The organism is Bradyrhizobium sp. S69, assembly GCF_009766005.1.
In the GTDB taxonomy this organism is placed as follows: domain Bacteria; phylum Pseudomonadota; class Alphaproteobacteria; order Rhizobiales; family Xanthobacteraceae; genus Bradyrhizobium.
The window spans coordinates 317232-333465 of sequence record NZ_LMUK01000046.1 but is presented as its reverse complement, the minus strand read 5'-3'; the positions used below and the strand labels follow the sequence as shown (position 1 = coordinate 333465).

Genomic DNA, 16234 nt, shown 5'->3' with positions numbered 1-16234 from the left:
CAAGAAACATCCGCCGTATCATTGCACAGACTATGCCAATGGACTGCCGGGCAGCGCCTGCCCGGCAGTCCAGATCACGCCGATCATCCGGCGATGGCAAGAGGCCCAGCGGTGACGAAGCCCGGCGGTGTGCACACTTCGACGGTGATGCCACCGGGGCAGACGCAGTAGAAGGTAGAGACGGCGCCGCCACGATTTGTGGTATCCACCTCGCCCGGCGACAAGCCCGCCGCCAACAGCTCGGCACGCTTGGCATTCACCAATTCAGGGCTGTCGAAATAAAATCCGACGTGGAAGGTCTGCGGATAGCGGTCCGGATCGCTTTTCTTCGACTTCATCAAGGTCAGGACGAAATTGTCCTGGTCGCGCATCACCGCAAGCGCATCGGCGCCACGCTTGTCGACAATTTCGAAACCAAAGAAACGCTGAAAGAATTCAGCGGAAGCCGCCACGTCGGGCGTAACGAGATTGGCATGTTTGAGTTGCATCAGAGTGCTCCTGTCAGGGTTGAATGATCAGACAGGGGGAGGCCCAACAACGATACCGACGGGATAATACGACCGATAGACACGGACCCGCCAGCAGCGCGGTTGAAATCAACCACCTGTCTGGCCGTGGGTCCAACCGCTGAGCGGCGGGCAGAATTCCTGCATCGAGGAATTGGCCGGGCTTACCGATCCGGCCATGTCTTTTTCGGCACTTCGTTCTAGCGAAGGCTGCCGCTGCCGACAAGTCTCCGGTGCACAACAGATGAATCGGAGATTCAGCGACGATCGCCAACTGCGACCCATCGTGATGCCTATTTGGCATCCAATGTGCTGACGGCTTCCCAGTCCGGACCGGGAGGATCGCTCATCAGTGCCTTGGCTCGGCCTAGAAACATCGCCGATGGCTTGTCGACATCGGCAACCCTCGCGAAAATGTCGGCGGCGGCCTCGAATTCACGGCTGCGCCAATGCGCAAGACCCTGTGCGTAGATGTCCGCCAACTTGGCCTGTCGCAGCGTCTCCTGTCCCGCTTCTGCAAGTAGTTCGTAGATCTTGACGGGCGTGGACCGCCCTTGCACCCGGATCGCGTCAAGCTCGCGCCAAGCGAATGCCGCGCCGGTCAGCGCCACCGTCATCTCCGACGCGGCAATCGTGGTGCCGTAGAACTTGTTCGCACCCTCGATCCGCGACGCGACATTCACCGCGTCGCTCATCACGGTATAATTGAAGCGCCGTCGCGAGCCGATATTGCCGACCAGGGCGGCACCGGAATTGAGGCCCATCCGCTGCGCGACCTCATGGCCGTGGAACGCCACCGAACTTCGATTAAGCTCGTCAAGACGCGCGCGGCAGCCGAGCGCCGCCCGCGCCGCATTGCTGGCATGGTCGCTATCCTCGGCCGGAGCACCGAACATCGCAACGATGGAGTCGCCGATATATTTATCGACATAGCCCCCGTTGGCTTCGATGATGTCGGTCATGGCAGAGAGATACTCGTTCATGAATGCCACCAGTTCAGCCGGCGTCATCTTTTCGGCGATGGACGAAAATCCGACCAGATCCGAAAAGAACACGGTGACATCGCGCGTCTCGCCGCCCAGCACCGGCAATTTCCGTGACGCCAGCATCCGCTCGATAACCTCTGGAGCAAGATAAAGCGCGAAGCTGCTTCGAAGCAGGCGCTCTCCTCTATCCGTAACGACGAGGCGATAGGCGACAATCGCGATCATCGAAACGAGTCCGGCCAGAAACGGCTCGCTCAACGGCAATGCCAATGAACGCGTAAATACCAATGTCGCAATGGATGTCCAGATCGCGACCAGCCCGAGATAGACCGCAAAGGCCGCACCGGGCCCCAGCATTCGCGCTGCGAACGAAGCCAGCACGGCAAAAGCGACCGCAATGATCGCCACCGACAAAGTGCCGGGTTCGACAACCGCGTCACGGGCGATCAGATTATCGACGGCCGTGGCGTGAACATAAACGCCGGCGATCGTGCTGCGCTTGAATTGCCCCTCGGCTGCTGCGGCGCGTGGCAGTGCGCAACGCGGCGCTTGAGCTCCGTCCAGCCCGTTCGCAAAGCGCCTGGAGGTGAGCTTTCGGTCATCCGAATTGAGCACGGTGCCGAAGATCACGATCTTGCCGGCGAATTCGCGCTGGAAGAAATCCACATTATTGCGCTCGACGCAGGCGCGCAGATCGGCGAACGAGAACGTTGGAATACCGTCGCCGCCGCCTTCAAAATTCAGTGTCAGCGTATTCGGCGTCACGCCCGGAATGCGATAGCCCGCCAACGTCACGCTGTGATCTGGGGCAACCATCGGCTCGGCGCCGAGGGCGCGTGACGCCAGTTCGAGGGCCATCGCGGGCACTTGTTTGCCGTCGGCTGAAAACATCAGCGGCACCTTCCGGATCACCTCGTCAGGATCCGTCACGACGTTGAGGGCCCGGATATTCTTCTGGTACCCCACCGCGGCCCGTTGCCCTGGAGAAGGCCCGTCGCCATCGAGTTGTTCGCCAAGGATTACCTTGCCGGCGGCACCGCCTTTGGCCAGCGATCGAAGAAACGCCCGGTCAAAGCCGCGCATCCGCGCTCCGAGCAGATCGTCACCAAACGGAATTTCGGATTGTTCGATCGAGGTCGGAAACACGATATCGAAGCCCACGACCTTGGCTCCGCCATCGACGACCGCGCTCAGAACCCGCCCCACTTCCGTGGTCCAGGTAACGGTCGGGGATCCCTTGAAGGGCGGCGTCTGATAGGTCTCCTCGTCAATCGCGACCACGACGACGGGCGAGGAAGCAGGATCGCGCCGCGGGCCGAACACCTCCCAACGCAGTGCGGTGAGCACGTCAATCGACCAGCCATGGATCAGGTTGAACGGGGGGACGACGGAAGCGAAGCCGCACAGCAGGGCAACAAGAGCGATGGCGAGCGCATCTCGCCTGGTGACGCGGGCCATGGCTGCATCCGCCTTTATCGAACGCGCTCGATCATTCCAGACTCACCAAACGGCCGATGATCGGGCTCGAGCCGGGCACGGCGGCCGGATCGACCAGGAAAATCACCCGCTGCGACCCCAGGCTTGCCGCATAGGTCCCACCCGGCTGCAAGGCAGTTCCGGTCCTGGCGAAGTCATAGAATTTGCCCCGCGTCAAAGAAGCCGCCGTGAAGTTTACATCGTATCGTTCACCCTTCACATCGAGCCTTTCCACGACGAGCTTGCCACGGCCTGTGGCCTCCACAACGGGGGACCGCCCATAGAGCGTCACCTGGGGTGAAGCGTCATCGCCAAGGCCGCGGATGACCGATGCGGCACTTTCCCTGACTTGCCGATCGAGCAGTTGCGAATGGCCGGAATCGCACTGGACGTTGCCGGCCGCAATCGCGCTGAGCTGAGCGGTGCTCTCGGCGGCACCTACGACGACCGTTCCCGCGCCCGTGATGGTTTCCCGCCGGCAGGATTTCATGTAGCCGAGCACGACCTTGCCGTCCGGCCCCATCTTTATAATCGCTCCGGGCGCAACATAGTCCATGAACTCGACGCCGGTCACCTGGCCCTGCACATCCTCGACCACAGCGACCGGCGATTGCGCCGCAGCCACGCCGGTGAAGGCAACCAGGGCGACAACGGCGGCACAGAGACTCTTCATTTTCGAAAACCTCAATGGATCGATTCGCGCTTCTGCCGATCCCCGGCAAATCGCGCCGCTATCGATAACCTTATCGATAAGCCTATTTCTTGCGGCTCGAATGGGGCGGAAGTACTGCACGGGCCGCACGCGGCTCCGGCGCCCTAAGCTTTCTCCAATGGCAGGCATCTGTGCGGTCGATCACACCGAGCAGTAGCGTTCCTTGATGGCATCGTCGGCGAGCAGTTCCTTGGCCGTGGCCTGATGAACCACCGTGCCCTGATCGAGCACGTAGGCGCGATCGGCGATATCCAGCGCCAGTTCGACATTCTGCTCAACCAGCAGCACCGTGGTCCCCTGCGCCTTCATGGAGCGAAACAGCTCGAACATTTCGTCGACCAGCACCGGCATGATCCCTTCGGAGGGCTCGTCGAGCATGATGAGGTCCGGCTTCGAGATCATGGCGCGCGCGATCGCCAGCATCTGCTGTTCGCCGCCGGACATCGTGACCGCTTCCTGATCGAGGCGCTCGGCCAGCCGCGGAAAAATCTCGGCGATGCCCTCGATCAATTGCGCTTCCTTCTTCTTCTGCGGCGAGGCCACCAGCCCGAGCCGAAGATTTTCCCGCACCGACAGCCCCTGAACGATCCGGCGCTCTTCCGGCACGTAAGCGAGCCCCATTGCGAAGCGCACATGCGCCGGCTGGTCCAGTAATTCCTTGCCCTTGAACACAGCCGAGCCGCGCGTCTTGTCCATCAGGCCCATGATCGACTTCAGCGTCGTGGTCTTGCCGGCGCCGTTGCGGCCGATCAGGCAAACGATCTCGCCTTTCGCCACCTCGATATTGATGTCCTGGATGGCGTGGCTGGCGCCATACCAGGCGTTCAGGTTGCTGATCTGCAACATCCGCTCAGTGCTCCCGCTGGCCCAGATAGACCCGCTTGACCGCCTCGTTCTTGCGAACCTCCGCGGGCGTGCCTTCCGCCAGCAACTCGCCGTGATGCAGCACCAGGATACGATCGCTGATCCCGAGTACCAGCTTCATCTTGTGCTCGACCAGGATGACCGTCCGCTCGGTGGCGAGCTTGACGATCAGATCCATCATGGTGCGGGTTTCTTCCGGGCTCATTCCCGCGGTCGGTTCATCCAGCAGCAACAGCCGCGGACGGCTTGCCAACGCCATCCCGATCTCGAGCGCGCGCTGCTCGCCATGCGCCAGCGTCTTTGCGGTTCGCTCGCGCGCCTCCCACAATCCGACCAGCGCCAGCAATTCATCGGCCTGCTCGGCCAGTTCGTGAAGCCGCGCGCGCGGACGCCACATATCGTAGCGCGACACCAGCGCCTGCAATCCAACGCGAATGTTCTCGCGCGTGGTCAACTGCGGGAACACGTTGGTGATCTGGAACGATTTTGCTACCCCCATGTGGGCGAAGCGATGCTGCGGCAATCCGGTGACGTCGTGGCCCTCGAACTCGACACGGCCGCTGGACGGTCGCAGCGCCCCGGACAGCAGATTGAAATAGGTGCTTTTGCCGGCGCCGTTGGGACCGATGATCGAGGTGATCGCCCCCTTGGGAAATTCCGCCGAGATATCCTTCAGGGCGACGAACTTGCCGAACACCTTGCCGACACCATGGGTGCGCAGGATGATTTCAGCGGATCGGTTGCTGGTATCCGTCATGGCTTGATGCGCTTGATCAGCGTCCCCCAGATGCCGGCCGGGAAGAACAGCACGCAAATCATGAAGACGGCGCCGACTATGAGCTGCCAATGCACCGTCCAGGTCGACACAATATTCTCCAGCATCAGGAACGCCGCAGCCCCGATCATCGGGCCGAAGAAGGTGCCCATGCCGCCGAGCAGCGCGATCATCACCACGATGCCCGAGGTGTCGTAGTGCAGGATCTCGATCGGCACGATCGACAAATGAAGCGCCTGCAGCGCGCCGGCAAGGCCGCAAAACCCGCCTGACAGCACGAACGTAATCAACCGCGTCGTCGTGACGTCGTAGCCGGAGGCCCTGGCGCGTGCCTCGTTCTCGCGCACCGCCTCGATCACGGCGCCGAACGGCGATGCCAGAATCCGCGACAGCACGAAGAAGGCTGCTATCACGAACGCCGCGATCACGTAATAGCGGGTCAGCGGATTGATAAAGTCCAGCTTCAGGCCGAACACGCTGATCTGGTGGATATTGATGCCACGCAGCCCGTTCTCGCCGCCGGTCCAGTCGACCGCCTCATAAAACAAATAATAGGCGCATTGCGACAACGCCATCGTGACCATTGCGAAGTAAATGCCGCGCGTTCGAATGGCGAGCACGCCGATCACCGCCGCCATCAACAGGCCGCCGACGACACCGAGGCCGATCCCCGCATACCATGGCAACCCCAGATGCACGATCGCGATGCCGCAGAAATAGGCGCCGGTTCCGAACAAAGCGGCGTGCCCGAACGACAGCAGGCCGAGATAGCCGTAGACCAGATTGAAACCGAGCGCGAACAGACCGTAGATCAGGATGTTGGCGGCGAGTGCCGTGAACGGCATCACCAGCGGAAACACCAGAACCACCAGGCTCGCGAGGCTGGCGCGATGCAGTTTTGCCAATTCGAACCAGCCCACGGGGCTCGCCTGCGCCCCCGGCAAGGGCTGGATGACCTCGTTGGTGCTGGATTGCATCTTCAACTCATCAACCCGGCACGGCCGAAAAATCCCTGCGGCCGGACGATCAGAACGACCGCCATCAACGCGAAGATCGAGACCTTGGCCATCTCGGGCGCAAACAGCGACGTCATGCTGACGACCACGCCGACCAGAAGGCCGGCCAGCACGGCGCCGCCGATCGATCCCATGCCGCCGACGACGGTGACGACAAAGGCCTCGGCCAGGATCGTGCCGCCCATCTCCGGAATGACGCCCTGCAAAGGCGCCGCCAACAATCCGGCAAAGCCTGCGATCGCGGTTCCGATCCCGAACACGATCAGCCAGACTTGCGCGACATTGACACCGAGCACGCGGACGATCTGCGGATCGCGCGCGCCGGCGCGAATGATCAGGCCAAAACTGGTCTTTTCCAGGAACAGCCACAGCGCCAGCAGCACCACCGCGGTCGCGCCAATCACGAACAGACGGTAGAGCGGGAAATATCCGACGCCGATATCGACCGCGCCTTGCAGGATTTCAGGGGTATCGAACGGATAGCCGCTCTTGCCGAAGGCGATACGCACCAGCTCAACCATCACGTAGCTCAGTCCGAAGGTCAGCAGCAGCGGATAGTCGATGCCCCGGCCATAGAGCGGACGGATCAGGAAACGTTCGACCACGACGCCGAACAGGCCGACGACCAGCGGCACCGCGATCAGGCAGACCCAGAAATTGCCGCCCAGCATCAGGATGTAGAGCCCGACATAGGCCCCGACCATATAAAACGCGCCATGGGCAAAGTTGACCACGGTCAGCATGCCGAAGATCAGGGAAAGCCCGATCGCGAACAGCACATAGATCGCGCCGAGCGCGAGGCCGGCAAACAACTGCAATGCGATGAGATCGAAACTAAGACCCGTCATAGCCTAAGCCAACCACGCGCTTCCTCAACACGCCTCATCCGCCACCTCAGGCCTTGTGACCGAGTTCTTCGCAGCTACGCAGATTGGCCTCATTGGGCTCCTCGGTGCCGATGATCTCGAACACGTCGGACTCGTTCTTCATATCCTTCGACTTCGACTTGATGACCAGCACGGACTGCACCGATTGATGATCGCATTTCCGGTAATATTGCGGTCCCTTGTAGTCATCGTATTTCAGCGCCTCCAGCGCCACGATCACCTTGTCGGTATCGACGCTGCCGGCAGTCTTGACGGCCTCGAGCACGGTGCGGACGCCGCCATAGCCGAGCGCGCCGTAGTCGGTCGGTAATTTGCCGTCGTACATTTTGCTGAACGCCGCATTGAACGCCTTGGTGGACGCGAATTTGTCCTCGAGGCCCCAATAGAACGAACATCCGCCGATCACACCGTCGAACGCCTGCGGCCCTGCCGCGACGCGGCTGGCATGCGACAACAGCGGCGCGATGATCTGGGTCGTCTTCTTGATGCCGAAATCGGTCGCCTGCTTCAGCGCAATCTGCTGATCGCGCCCAAAATTGCAGATGCACAGGATATCGGGCTTCAGCGACTGCAGCCGCGGCAGCAATGTCGAGAAGTCGGTGGCGCCGATCGGGTGACGGACGTCGCCGAGATTCTCGATGTTGAAGGCCTTGCCGGCTTCGAGGAAACCACGCAGCATCTCCGTGCCGTAAGCATAGTCCGCGGTCAGGAACGCGACCTTCTTGCCGAATTTCGGAAAGGCGTAGCGGCCGACCGCGCCCGCGGTCATGTGCGGGTTCAGCGCCTCGTGGAAGGTGTATTTGCTGAAATCCTTGGCTTCGTTGATGGCGTCGGACTGGCTGATCGAATTGAAGATGATGCCGCGCTCTTTGGTGACGTTGTTGATCGCAAGCTGCACCGCGGCAGAAAGACTGCCGACGACGAAATTGACCTTCTCCTGTTCGACCAGTTCGAGCGAGCGCGTCGCGGCTTCACCGGCGTTGAGCTTGTCGTCGCGCACCACCAGTTCGGCCTTGCGTCCATTGAGGCCGCCACCGTCGTTGAACTGGGCGATGGCGAGCTGCGCGGCGCGCACTTGATCCTGGGCTTCCGCCCCGTAGGGTCCGGTCAGCGGTACCGGAAAGCCGATCTTTATGTTGGCTTCCTGCGCCTGCAACAGATTGATGCGAAACGGCGAGGCGGCCAGTGCCGCCCCCGCGCCGGCCGTCGCGAGCAGGCGGCGGCGGGAAATCGATCCGGATGTGGTGATGCGCCTCGTCATGGTATCCTCCCGAGAACCTTATATTTTGGGGTATCTATAGGTGATTTTATTTGGGCCGTCCCCGCTCAAATGCGCTCTCACGTCGAAAGGATGAGCTGCGGCGTCAGGGGAATCCCGGTGATGGGCAAAAGCCGGACATTGGTTGGATGCGACCTCCCATCGGATGCGACCTCCCGGGCCGGTTGTGGCGAATTTTTTGAGGGATTAGAAGGTGGGGACTCCCAAAGGTCAAGTTTGTTTATCGAGCGATTATTTCGAAAGACACCAGACTTTGGGGCGTGGCATAATGGCGCGAGCGGACCGTTCGGTTCGGAGAAGAAGACGCCCGCCGGGAGAGGCACGCACATGAACCTCGGTTTCTTCACGATGCCGATCCATCCGCTCGACAAGGATTGGCGAAAGTCCCTGAAGGAAGACCGTGAAGCCTTCGTGCTGGCCGACGAACTCGGCTTTACCGAAGCCTATGTCGGGGAGCATGCCACCGACAAGGCCGAGAACATCACCTCCTGTATCGCATTCCTGGCCTGGGTCGCCGCCGCCACCAAGCGGATAAGATTGGGTACCGGCACCATCAACATGCCGAACAGCCACCCCGCGGCCATCGCGGCGAGCCTGGCAATGCTCGATCACATGCTCGACGGGCGCCTGATCTTCGGGATCAGCCCCGGCGGATTGTTGTCGGATGCCGAGTTGTTCGGCAATCTCGCTGCCAACCGCAACGAGATGTTTCTGGAAGCGATCAATCAGGTGCTGGAAATCTGGGCCAGCGAGCCGCCCTACAATATCAACGGAAAATACTGGAACGTCACGACCCAAAAGACGCTGATCGAGGACATCGGCCAGGGCTTTATCGCCAAGCCGTTGCAGCGACCGCATCCGCCGATCGTGGTGACCGCGGTGGCACCCTTCTCGAAGGGCGTCGAGGAAGCGGCCGCGCGCGGCTGGGATCCGATCTCGGCCAACTTCCTGATGCCGGCCTGGGTCAAGAGCCATTGGCCTAGATATGTCGAGGGTTGCAAGCGCGGCGGCCGGCCTGCGGACCCTTCGAACTGGCGCGTCGCCAAGAGTGTGTTCGTCGCCAAGGATGCGGCGACCGCGAAAGCCTACGCCACCGATCCGAACGGGCCGTATGTCTATTATTACCGCTCGCTGTTCACCAAGCTGAAACGAAACGGCCGCATCGAACTGTTCAAGACCCGCCGCGACCAGCCCGACGACGAAGTGACGCTGGAGATGGTCTGCGACAGGCTGATCATCCATGGCACGCCCGACAGCGTGGCCGATCAGGTGCTGGCGTTCCACGACGAGGTCGGCCCGTTCGGCACGCTGCTCTATGCCGGCAAGGACTGGACCGATCCTGAGTTGGGGCGCCAGTCCATGATCCTGATGGCCGAGAAAGTGATGCCGCTCGTTAACGCCGGCATCTCGAACAAACCCAGCGCTGCGGGATAGCCCGTATCTATTTGCAAGAGGTTAGCCGTGGCTTTTACCGATCGCATCCCCTACCAGGCGCAAATCGACCGTCCGAAACTGACGCTGCCCGGCGGCAAGAAGCTTGCCGTGTGGGTGATCCTCAATGTCGAGGAGTGGCGGATCGAAAACCCGATGCCGCGCACCGTGCTCAGCCCGCCGATGGGGCAGCCGCTGTTGCCGGACGTGCCGAACTGGTCCTGGCACGAATACGGCATGCGCGCCGGCTTCTGGCGGCAGTTCAAGGCGCTGACCGACCGCCACATGCCGGTGACCCTCGCGATCAACGGCAATGTCTGCAACTCCTATCCGCGCGTGGCCTCGGCCGCGCGTGAGGCCGGCTTCGAGTTCATGGGCCACGGTTTTGTCCAGGGCCCGATGCACAGGCTCGACAACCAGGCCGATGCGATCAAGCGCGCGGTCGACACCATCGCGACATTTGCAGGCAAGGCGCCGCGTTCCTGGGAAAGCCCGGGCCTGACCGAGACCGAGGAGACCATCGACCTGTTGCGCCTCAACGGCATCGAATATCTGGCCGATTGGGTGATCGACGATCTGCCGCAGGATATCGCAACACCACACGGCGTGATGACGACGATACCCTATTCGGTGGAAACCAACGACATCGTCATCCACGCGCTGCAGCATCTGCCCTCGGAACAATTCCTGAAGCGCTGCACCGATCAGTTCGACCGGCTCTATCTCGAAGGCGACACCAACGCGCGGATCATGGCGATCTCGATACACCCCTACATCACCGGTGTGCCCCATCGCATCAAATATCTGGAGGCGCTGCTCGACTACGTCATCGGCCATGACGGCGTTGCACTAATGACCGCGAGCGAGATCGGCGACTGGTACCGCGGCGAGATGGCGAAGATCTTGGTGTAGTCTCGCATCCCGGATATCGCTGCGCTCATCCGGGCTACGTCCCGATCATAATTTCTGATTTAATTGTCAAACAACTCGTAGACATGTATCCGCATTCTCGCGACATGATCTGTCCGAGCCTTGCGTCTGGTTTCACCCTCCTCGAAGACAGAGGGGCGCAGGGAAGACCGGGTGCGCGCTGCACCCGAGGTCCCGTGTGCCAAAGTAGAATAGAAGATGCACACGAGCATACAGGTTCAGCGGAAGCAGTCCGGCCTTCCCTGCGCAATGGTTTACAGCTTATTTCGTGCTCTCCCCGGCGAGACCAGAGCTTGCTTGTCACCGTCGCCCGCCAGAAGCGTGAGCTCCTTGCGAACTTGACACCTGCCATTGGGGCGTCAGGACCACACGACTTCGCCGTCCGTCTCGCGCGCCCTCGTCAGTTGCGCGCTCCACGTCCACCGCATCCCACCGCACGTTCGTGACGTCGCGAGCCGCCCCTCTTGTCGGGTGGGACGAGCGAATTGTTACAGTGATTTGCATTTCGGATAAACAGAAATATTTTTGTTTCGGGGGCTTGCCACGGCGGGCAAATCAGGGATCACGCCGGCAAGGAGGTGCGTAGATCGCGATGACGATTCGAAGGTCATCCCGCCCTAGTAGTCGTCATCAAGGCTGAGCGGGAACGTTATAACACGAACTCGTACCGTCGTTCCGCTGCGATCAAAATCGTGCTCTGGATGCTCCACAAAAGAGGCTTCCGCCCTCGAACAAGCATCGGCTTCGTTGGCAGCGTGAAGCGCGTATGTAAAAATACGCTCGCCATCGCGTTCCCAAATGACCTGGTACATCTTCATGCCCGGCCGATAGTCGAGAGCCATAGAGCCTCCTTCCGCTAGGCATATGGCGTGCAGCTCGTAGGGTGGGTTAGGCGCAGCCGTAACCCACCCTCTTTCCGCCCGCCTTAGTTGGGTTACACCTACCGCTAACCCACCCTAAGGTGCCTGGCTAAAGCCGAGGAATCCAACCTGGACGGCTCAATAAATATTCGACCATTCGCGGAGGAATGCTCAGAGCGTTGGCGATCTCGCGTTCATCTTTCGGCAGTCCCGCAAGGATCGATGCTTCGCTCTTGCTTCGGACTTTGGAAAGCCACTCCGGATCGACCACCACGGCGCGTCCGACCGCCACCAGATCGGCTCCCATGTCGATCGCCGCCTCGGCATCCATGCATGTTTTAATCCCACCGCTTGCCATGACCGCACAGCGGCCCGCGATGACGCGGGCAAATTCCGTGATCGGACTTTCTGCCGGGGTATAACTCTCCTCGCCCGACCCATCATAGACACGGGTCTCTCGCATCGGCTTGCTCTTCCGGTAATCATCAAGCGAAACCGAGATGTAGTCGAGATCCAATTTGGCAAGTTCGTTGCAAAGCAGTTTGGCGTCCTCAAGCGTATAACCGTCAGCCTCGGACTCGAACGGCGTCACGCGAAACCCCGCGATCAGCTTCGGACCGAGTGCGTCGCGAACGGCCTGCGCGACCGCGAGAGCAAAGTTCATACGCTTTGAAATCGTGCCTCCCCAATCATCGACGCGATGATTGGCCCGAGGCGAAAAAAACTGATGAACCGCGTAGTGGTTGGCGCCGTGAATCTCAACGCCGTCAAAGCCGGCTTTTCGCGCAAGCGAAGCAGCTTCGCCAAAACTCGCAATCAGCTTTGCAATCTCATCTGATGTCATCGCCCTTGGCGTCTTGGCTCCGGGACGCAGCGATGCCACCGCGGAAGGCGCACGCAGACCTCGTTCACCTGTTAATTCGGGCCTTGCGATGCGGCCACCATCATAGATCTGGAGTATCGCAAGAGATCCCGCGGCACGCATCGCATCAGCGAGCCGGTGCAGACTGGACAGATGTCCATCATGTGCCGCGCCGATTCCCTGCCAGGAGCGCCCGTCGTATTCGACGTAAGCCGCGGAGGAAATGACAGCTCCGAATCCGTTGGCGGCACGTCGCTGGACAAATTCGAGTTCGTTGTCGGGAGCCGTCCCATCTTCATGGGACGAATCGGTTGTCAGCGGAGCAACAACAAACCGATTTGCGATCTCTTGCCCACAGTTGAACCGCAAAGAAGACCAGGCGACCATCGAACAAACCTCCAGAGCGTTTTCGAGCGAAGTGGGTACCGGTTCGCGTGAAGAAAACGCGTCAAACAAAAAGACGAGAGCCCCGTTCCGATTCCATCGGAACGGAAAAGGCTCTAGTGAAAGATGCGTCCGGAATCGATGACGACGGTCTGGCCGGTCATGGTCTCGGTGCGGCACATCGCGACCACCATGTCGGCACAGTCGTCCTTGTCGGCCGGTTTCTTCAGCAGCGAGGCCGATGCGGAACGCTCGATCTGCTCGGACCGCAGATTGGCCGTCGCACGCGTGCCGTCCAGCAGACCCGGCGCCACGCAGTTGACGAGCGTCTCGGGCGCCAGCGCCACTGCCATGCAGCGCGTCAGATGAATGAGCCCCGCCTTCGACACGGCATAGGCGATCGAAGAGCCGGTTGGGCTGAGCCCCGCGACCGAAGCGATGTTGATGATGCGGCCTTGCCCCTGGACCTTCATGACAGGGGCCACCGCCTTGGTCAGGCGCATCGGCCCGGTCAGGTTGATGGCCATGATCTTGTCCCATACCTCCTGCGTCAGATTGTCGAGATCGTCGAACGGGATCGCGTGGTTGTAGGCGGCGTCATTGACCAGAACATCGAGGCGGCCGAAGGCCTTCGTCACCTCGCCGACCAGCCGATCCACAGCCGCGCCGTCCGTGAGGTCACAGGCAAAGGCTTGAGCCTTGATGTGATGACGTGACGCCAGTTCACTGGCGACGCTTTCCGCTTGGTCGCGGCTGCGCGCATACACGACAGCGATATGTGCGCCCTCCTGCGCCAGCGCATGGCAGATGCGCTGCCCCAGCCCGCCATTGCCGCCCGTCACCAGTGCAACCACGCCCTTCAGGTCCATCGCTTCTCTCCTTTAATGTGAATGCGCTGTCGCATCGCCGCCAGGCAACCATTCTGCCACAGGGGGATTGGCTCATAATCTAAACTCTAACGCCAAATGGAAAACATGCAAATCGCGCCGCAGATTACGTTCGAAGGCTCGGATTCATCAGACGCCGCCCGCGACCAGATCTTGTTGGAAATAGAGCGGCTGGAAACGCATAACCAACGCATTACAGGTTGCCGCGTGAAGGTGATCGCTCCCAGTCACAACCACCGCCACGGCATCGGATTTCAGGTCCACATTTGGTTGACGGTTCCACCACACGAGAACATTGTGGTGAACCACACAGGGCGCGACGACGCACGGAACGAATATGCTCAAGTGGCCATCAAGGATGCATTCGTGGCTGCGCGGCGTCAGGTCGATGCGTTAACGGCATGAGGTCGTTCCCAATCGTTTCGATCGGAACTCTTCGATTGGGAATTTTTCAATTGGAATTTTTCCATTGGAACTTTTTGCAATATTCATGACACCATTACGTGACTTTCAGGAACGGCTTAGGGAACGGCGTGTTGTCGCGCCCTGGGAGCTGAACTGTAGGAGCCGTACATGGCAAATACCGATCACAACAAAGCCGCTGAACTTCACGAAAATGCGGCGAAGTCTCATCGGGCGGCCGCTGAGCAGCATGGCAAAGGCGATCATGTGAAGGGAATGGAGCATTCAAAGAGTGCTCAGCAACACTCCCAGAGCGCAAGCAAGCAAAGTGATCAGGCCCACGCCAAGAGCCAACAACAGAAGTAACTGAGACGGAGGTCCGGTTCGTTGCCGGGCCTCCCTCAATTGGAGGCATCATGCCACATTACTATTTTGATGTGAGGAATGGGCGCAGACATGCGGACTCGTTAGGATTGGATTGCAATGATGACAAGGGCGCGATCGCAAGGGCGAAGTTTATTGCGACCCAGATTGCCATCGATACCCCGCAGCTCAACCAGCGGCATGTCGCGGTTCTGAACGACGCAGGCATTGAGATATTTCAGGCACCGATTCGATCCAAGCCGGGATTCTGATGCATGATCTGCGGCGGTATCCCGGCCATCATCAACCAAGCGACTTAATCGCCAGAAGGTAGAGCATGATGACCTACGCCGTATTCAGGGGCGGCCAACCTATAAGCCGGCCCTTTCAAACCGAGGGCGATGCTTGGGATTGCGCAAACGATGCTGGGTTGGTGGAAAATGTTCCGACCAGTAACGGATCAGTTCAGGTACTTGATGGTCGCTGCACCATCGAGTCTTGCGATTACAATTTAACGATGCCTGCCAATTTGGCTTGATCACCCCCGACTTGAGGTACCAGCCGCACCGTTTACGCGGCTCGGCGCAGCCGGGCCGGTCAGGTGGATTTATCCCACCACCTTCACCGGCGTGCGCCGCGCGGCGGGCGCGGCAGCAGCAAAATGCCGCTCGAAGGTGGCCAGAAACGCGTCCAGCGCTTCGCTGATCATCTGCTCTTTTTCCACCAGCACCGGCGACTCGTAGATGTATTTGCGGACGCCATAATAAAATATGCCGCTGTGAAACACCCAGGCCATTTCCAGTTCGGACGCGGTCGGCTTACCCTGCGCCGGCAGGCCGGCCTCGTGGCGGCATTCCTTGATGATGCGGGTCAGGACCTTGTCCCGGACCACGCTGAGATACCAGCGGTTGATGTCGAGCCCCTTCAGGCCCGAATAGAGATAGATGCGAAGCCATTTGCGGGTGAAAATCACAGCGGTATAGGCGCCGTAGAACTCCCGCAGCCGGTCGCGAATAGGCCTTGAACGGTCGGCCAGCAGCCTGTCCCAGCCAGGATCGAACGGCTCGAGATAGACCGTGCGATAGACTTCCTTGATCAGGTCGTCCTTGCTGGGAAAATAGCGATACAGCAGCGGCTGCGTCACCCCGAGCCGGCGGGCGAGATCGCGCGTGCCGCCGCCAAATCCTTCCTCGGAAAAGAACTCAGTCGCCTTGGCGACGAACTCCTTGCGGCGATCGTCCGGGGAAAGCCGCCGCTGCTTGGTACGGGCGCGCTTGGGCGATGCTTTCTTGTTCATGACGATGTGGTGGTCCCCGAACCTTCAGGCGGCGCAAACCGCCCGTAACCGCCGCGCGCGAACAATAGCGGCTCCTGCCGGTTATAGGCATAGGCCTCGACCGCGCCCAGAAAAATGATGTGGTCGCCGCCATAATAGCGGTTGGCCGCGCGGCACTGGAAACTTGCAACGCAATTGGCGAGGACCGGCGCGCCGCCAAGTCCCGGCGTCCAGTCGACACCGGCGAATTTGTCGTTGGAGGATTTTGCGAATTTGTTGGAAAGCTCCTGCTGCGACGCGCCGAGCACATTGACGGTAAAATGGCTGGCGTTCTGGAA

18 protein-coding genes are annotated in these 16234 nt (G+C 60.4%); 5 read left to right on the top strand and 13 right to left on the bottom strand.

What is annotated here, in order from left to right:
- Nucleotides 1-83: 83 nt before the first annotated feature.
- From GSQ88_RS26320 to GSQ88_RS26285, 8 genes are all read right to left on the bottom strand, one after another.
- On the bottom strand, nucleotides 84-488 hold the full coding sequence (locus GSQ88_RS26320) for a VOC family protein (protein WP_159010682.1): 405 nt from the start codon (nucleotides 486-488) through the stop codon (nucleotides 84-86).
- Between the two features lie 311 nt (nucleotides 489-799).
- Nucleotides 800-2950, bottom strand: a complete 2151-nt coding sequence (locus tag GSQ88_RS26315; protein ID WP_159010681.1) for an adenylate/guanylate cyclase domain-containing protein — start codon at nucleotides 2948-2950, stop codon at nucleotides 800-802.
- 31 nt (nucleotides 2951-2981) lie between these two features.
- Nucleotides 2982-3641 carry a hypothetical protein gene (locus tag GSQ88_RS26310; protein ID WP_159010680.1) on the bottom strand — a complete coding sequence of 220 codons (660 nt, stop codon included), beginning with the start codon at nucleotides 3639-3641 and terminating at the stop codon, nucleotides 2982-2984.
- A 180-nt stretch (nucleotides 3642-3821) separates the two neighbouring features.
- Nucleotides 3822-4526, bottom strand: coding sequence for an ABC transporter ATP-binding protein (locus GSQ88_RS26305; protein ID WP_159010679.1), 705 nt, complete (start codon nucleotides 4524-4526; stop codon nucleotides 3822-3824).
- Nucleotides 4527-4530: 4 nt separating this feature from the next.
- Nucleotides 4531-5301 (bottom strand): ABC transporter ATP-binding protein, encoded by a 771-nt coding sequence (locus GSQ88_RS26300; protein ID WP_159010678.1) that lies wholly within the window; start codon nucleotides 5299-5301, stop codon nucleotides 4531-4533.
- The gene (locus GSQ88_RS26295) at nucleotides 5298-6296 is read right to left on the bottom strand and encodes a branched-chain amino acid ABC transporter permease (protein WP_159010677.1); all 999 of its coding nucleotides are present in this window, start codon (nucleotides 6294-6296) and stop codon (nucleotides 5298-5300) included. The genes GSQ88_RS26300 and GSQ88_RS26295 overlap by 4 nt, the downstream gene beginning before the upstream one ends.
- A gap of 2 nt (nucleotides 6297-6298) precedes the next feature.
- Nucleotides 6299-7183 carry a branched-chain amino acid ABC transporter permease gene (locus GSQ88_RS26290; RefSeq protein ID WP_159010676.1) on the bottom strand — a complete coding sequence of 295 codons (885 nt, stop codon included), beginning with the start codon at nucleotides 7181-7183 and terminating at the stop codon, nucleotides 6299-6301.
- A gap of 46 nt (nucleotides 7184-7229) precedes the next feature.
- Nucleotides 7230-8483 (bottom strand): ABC transporter substrate-binding protein, encoded by a 1254-nt coding sequence (locus GSQ88_RS26285; RefSeq protein ID WP_159010675.1) that lies wholly within the window; start codon nucleotides 8481-8483, stop codon nucleotides 7230-7232.
- Nucleotides 8484-8828: 345 nt separating this feature from the next.
- Here GSQ88_RS26285 and GSQ88_RS26280 point away from each other — a divergent pair, with 345 nt between their 5' ends.
- Together GSQ88_RS26280 and GSQ88_RS26275 are read left to right on the top strand one after the other, a co-directional pair.
- A complete protein-coding gene (locus GSQ88_RS26280; protein WP_159010674.1) occupies nucleotides 8829-9935 on the top strand; it encodes an LLM class flavin-dependent oxidoreductase in 1107 nt (368 codons plus the stop codon).
- A gap of 27 nt (nucleotides 9936-9962) precedes the next feature.
- Nucleotides 9963-10844: a polysaccharide deacetylase family protein gene (locus tag GSQ88_RS26275; RefSeq protein ID WP_159010673.1), complete on the top strand. Its 882-nt coding sequence runs from the start codon at nucleotides 9963-9965 to the stop codon at nucleotides 10842-10844.
- 635 nt (nucleotides 10845-11479) lie between these two features.
- Here GSQ88_RS26275 and GSQ88_RS26270 read toward each other — a convergent pair.
- From GSQ88_RS26270 to GSQ88_RS26260, 3 genes are all read right to left on the bottom strand, one after another.
- The gene (locus tag GSQ88_RS26270; RefSeq protein ID WP_159010672.1) at nucleotides 11480-11704 is read right to left on the bottom strand and encodes a hypothetical protein; all 225 of its coding nucleotides are present in this window, start codon (nucleotides 11702-11704) and stop codon (nucleotides 11480-11482) included.
- Nucleotides 11705-11831: 127 nt separating this feature from the next.
- Nucleotides 11832-12971 (bottom strand): oxidoreductase, encoded by a 1140-nt coding sequence (locus GSQ88_RS26265; RefSeq protein ID WP_159010671.1) that lies wholly within the window; start codon nucleotides 12969-12971, stop codon nucleotides 11832-11834.
- 113 nt (nucleotides 12972-13084) lie between these two features.
- The gene (locus GSQ88_RS26260) at nucleotides 13085-13837 is read right to left on the bottom strand and encodes an SDR family NAD(P)-dependent oxidoreductase (RefSeq protein ID WP_159010670.1); all 753 of its coding nucleotides are present in this window, start codon (nucleotides 13835-13837) and stop codon (nucleotides 13085-13087) included.
- Nucleotides 13838-13942: 105 nt separating this feature from the next.
- Between GSQ88_RS26260 and GSQ88_RS26255 the strand changes: the two genes are divergently transcribed.
- The 3 genes from GSQ88_RS26255 to GSQ88_RS26245 all read left to right on the top strand — a co-directional run bounded on the left by GSQ88_RS26255 (nucleotide 13943) and on the right by GSQ88_RS26245 (nucleotide 14892).
- Entirely contained in the window at nucleotides 13943-14260 is a 318-nt protein-coding gene (locus tag GSQ88_RS26255; RefSeq protein ID WP_159010669.1) for an HPF/RaiA family ribosome-associated protein, read from the top strand.
- Nucleotides 14261-14428: 168 nt separating this feature from the next.
- Nucleotides 14429-14623, top strand: coding sequence for a hypothetical protein (locus tag GSQ88_RS26250; RefSeq protein WP_159010668.1), 195 nt, complete (start codon nucleotides 14429-14431; stop codon nucleotides 14621-14623).
- A 50-nt stretch (nucleotides 14624-14673) separates the two neighbouring features.
- Entirely contained in the window at nucleotides 14674-14892 is a 219-nt protein-coding gene (locus tag GSQ88_RS26245; protein WP_159010667.1) for a DUF6894 family protein, read from the top strand.
- A gap of 335 nt (nucleotides 14893-15227) precedes the next feature.
- On the opposite strand, the gene GSQ88_RS26240 is transcribed toward GSQ88_RS26245, so the two are convergent.
- Together GSQ88_RS26240 and GSQ88_RS26235 are read right to left on the bottom strand one after the other, a co-directional pair.
- Nucleotides 15228-15917, bottom strand: a complete 690-nt coding sequence (locus GSQ88_RS26240; RefSeq protein ID WP_159010666.1) for a TetR/AcrR family transcriptional regulator — start codon at nucleotides 15915-15917, stop codon at nucleotides 15228-15230.
- A partial coding sequence (locus tag GSQ88_RS26235; protein WP_174248125.1) for a flavin reductase family protein occupies nucleotides 15914-16234 on the bottom strand: 321 nt, incomplete at its 5' end. The genes GSQ88_RS26240 and GSQ88_RS26235, both read right to left, overlap by 4 nt.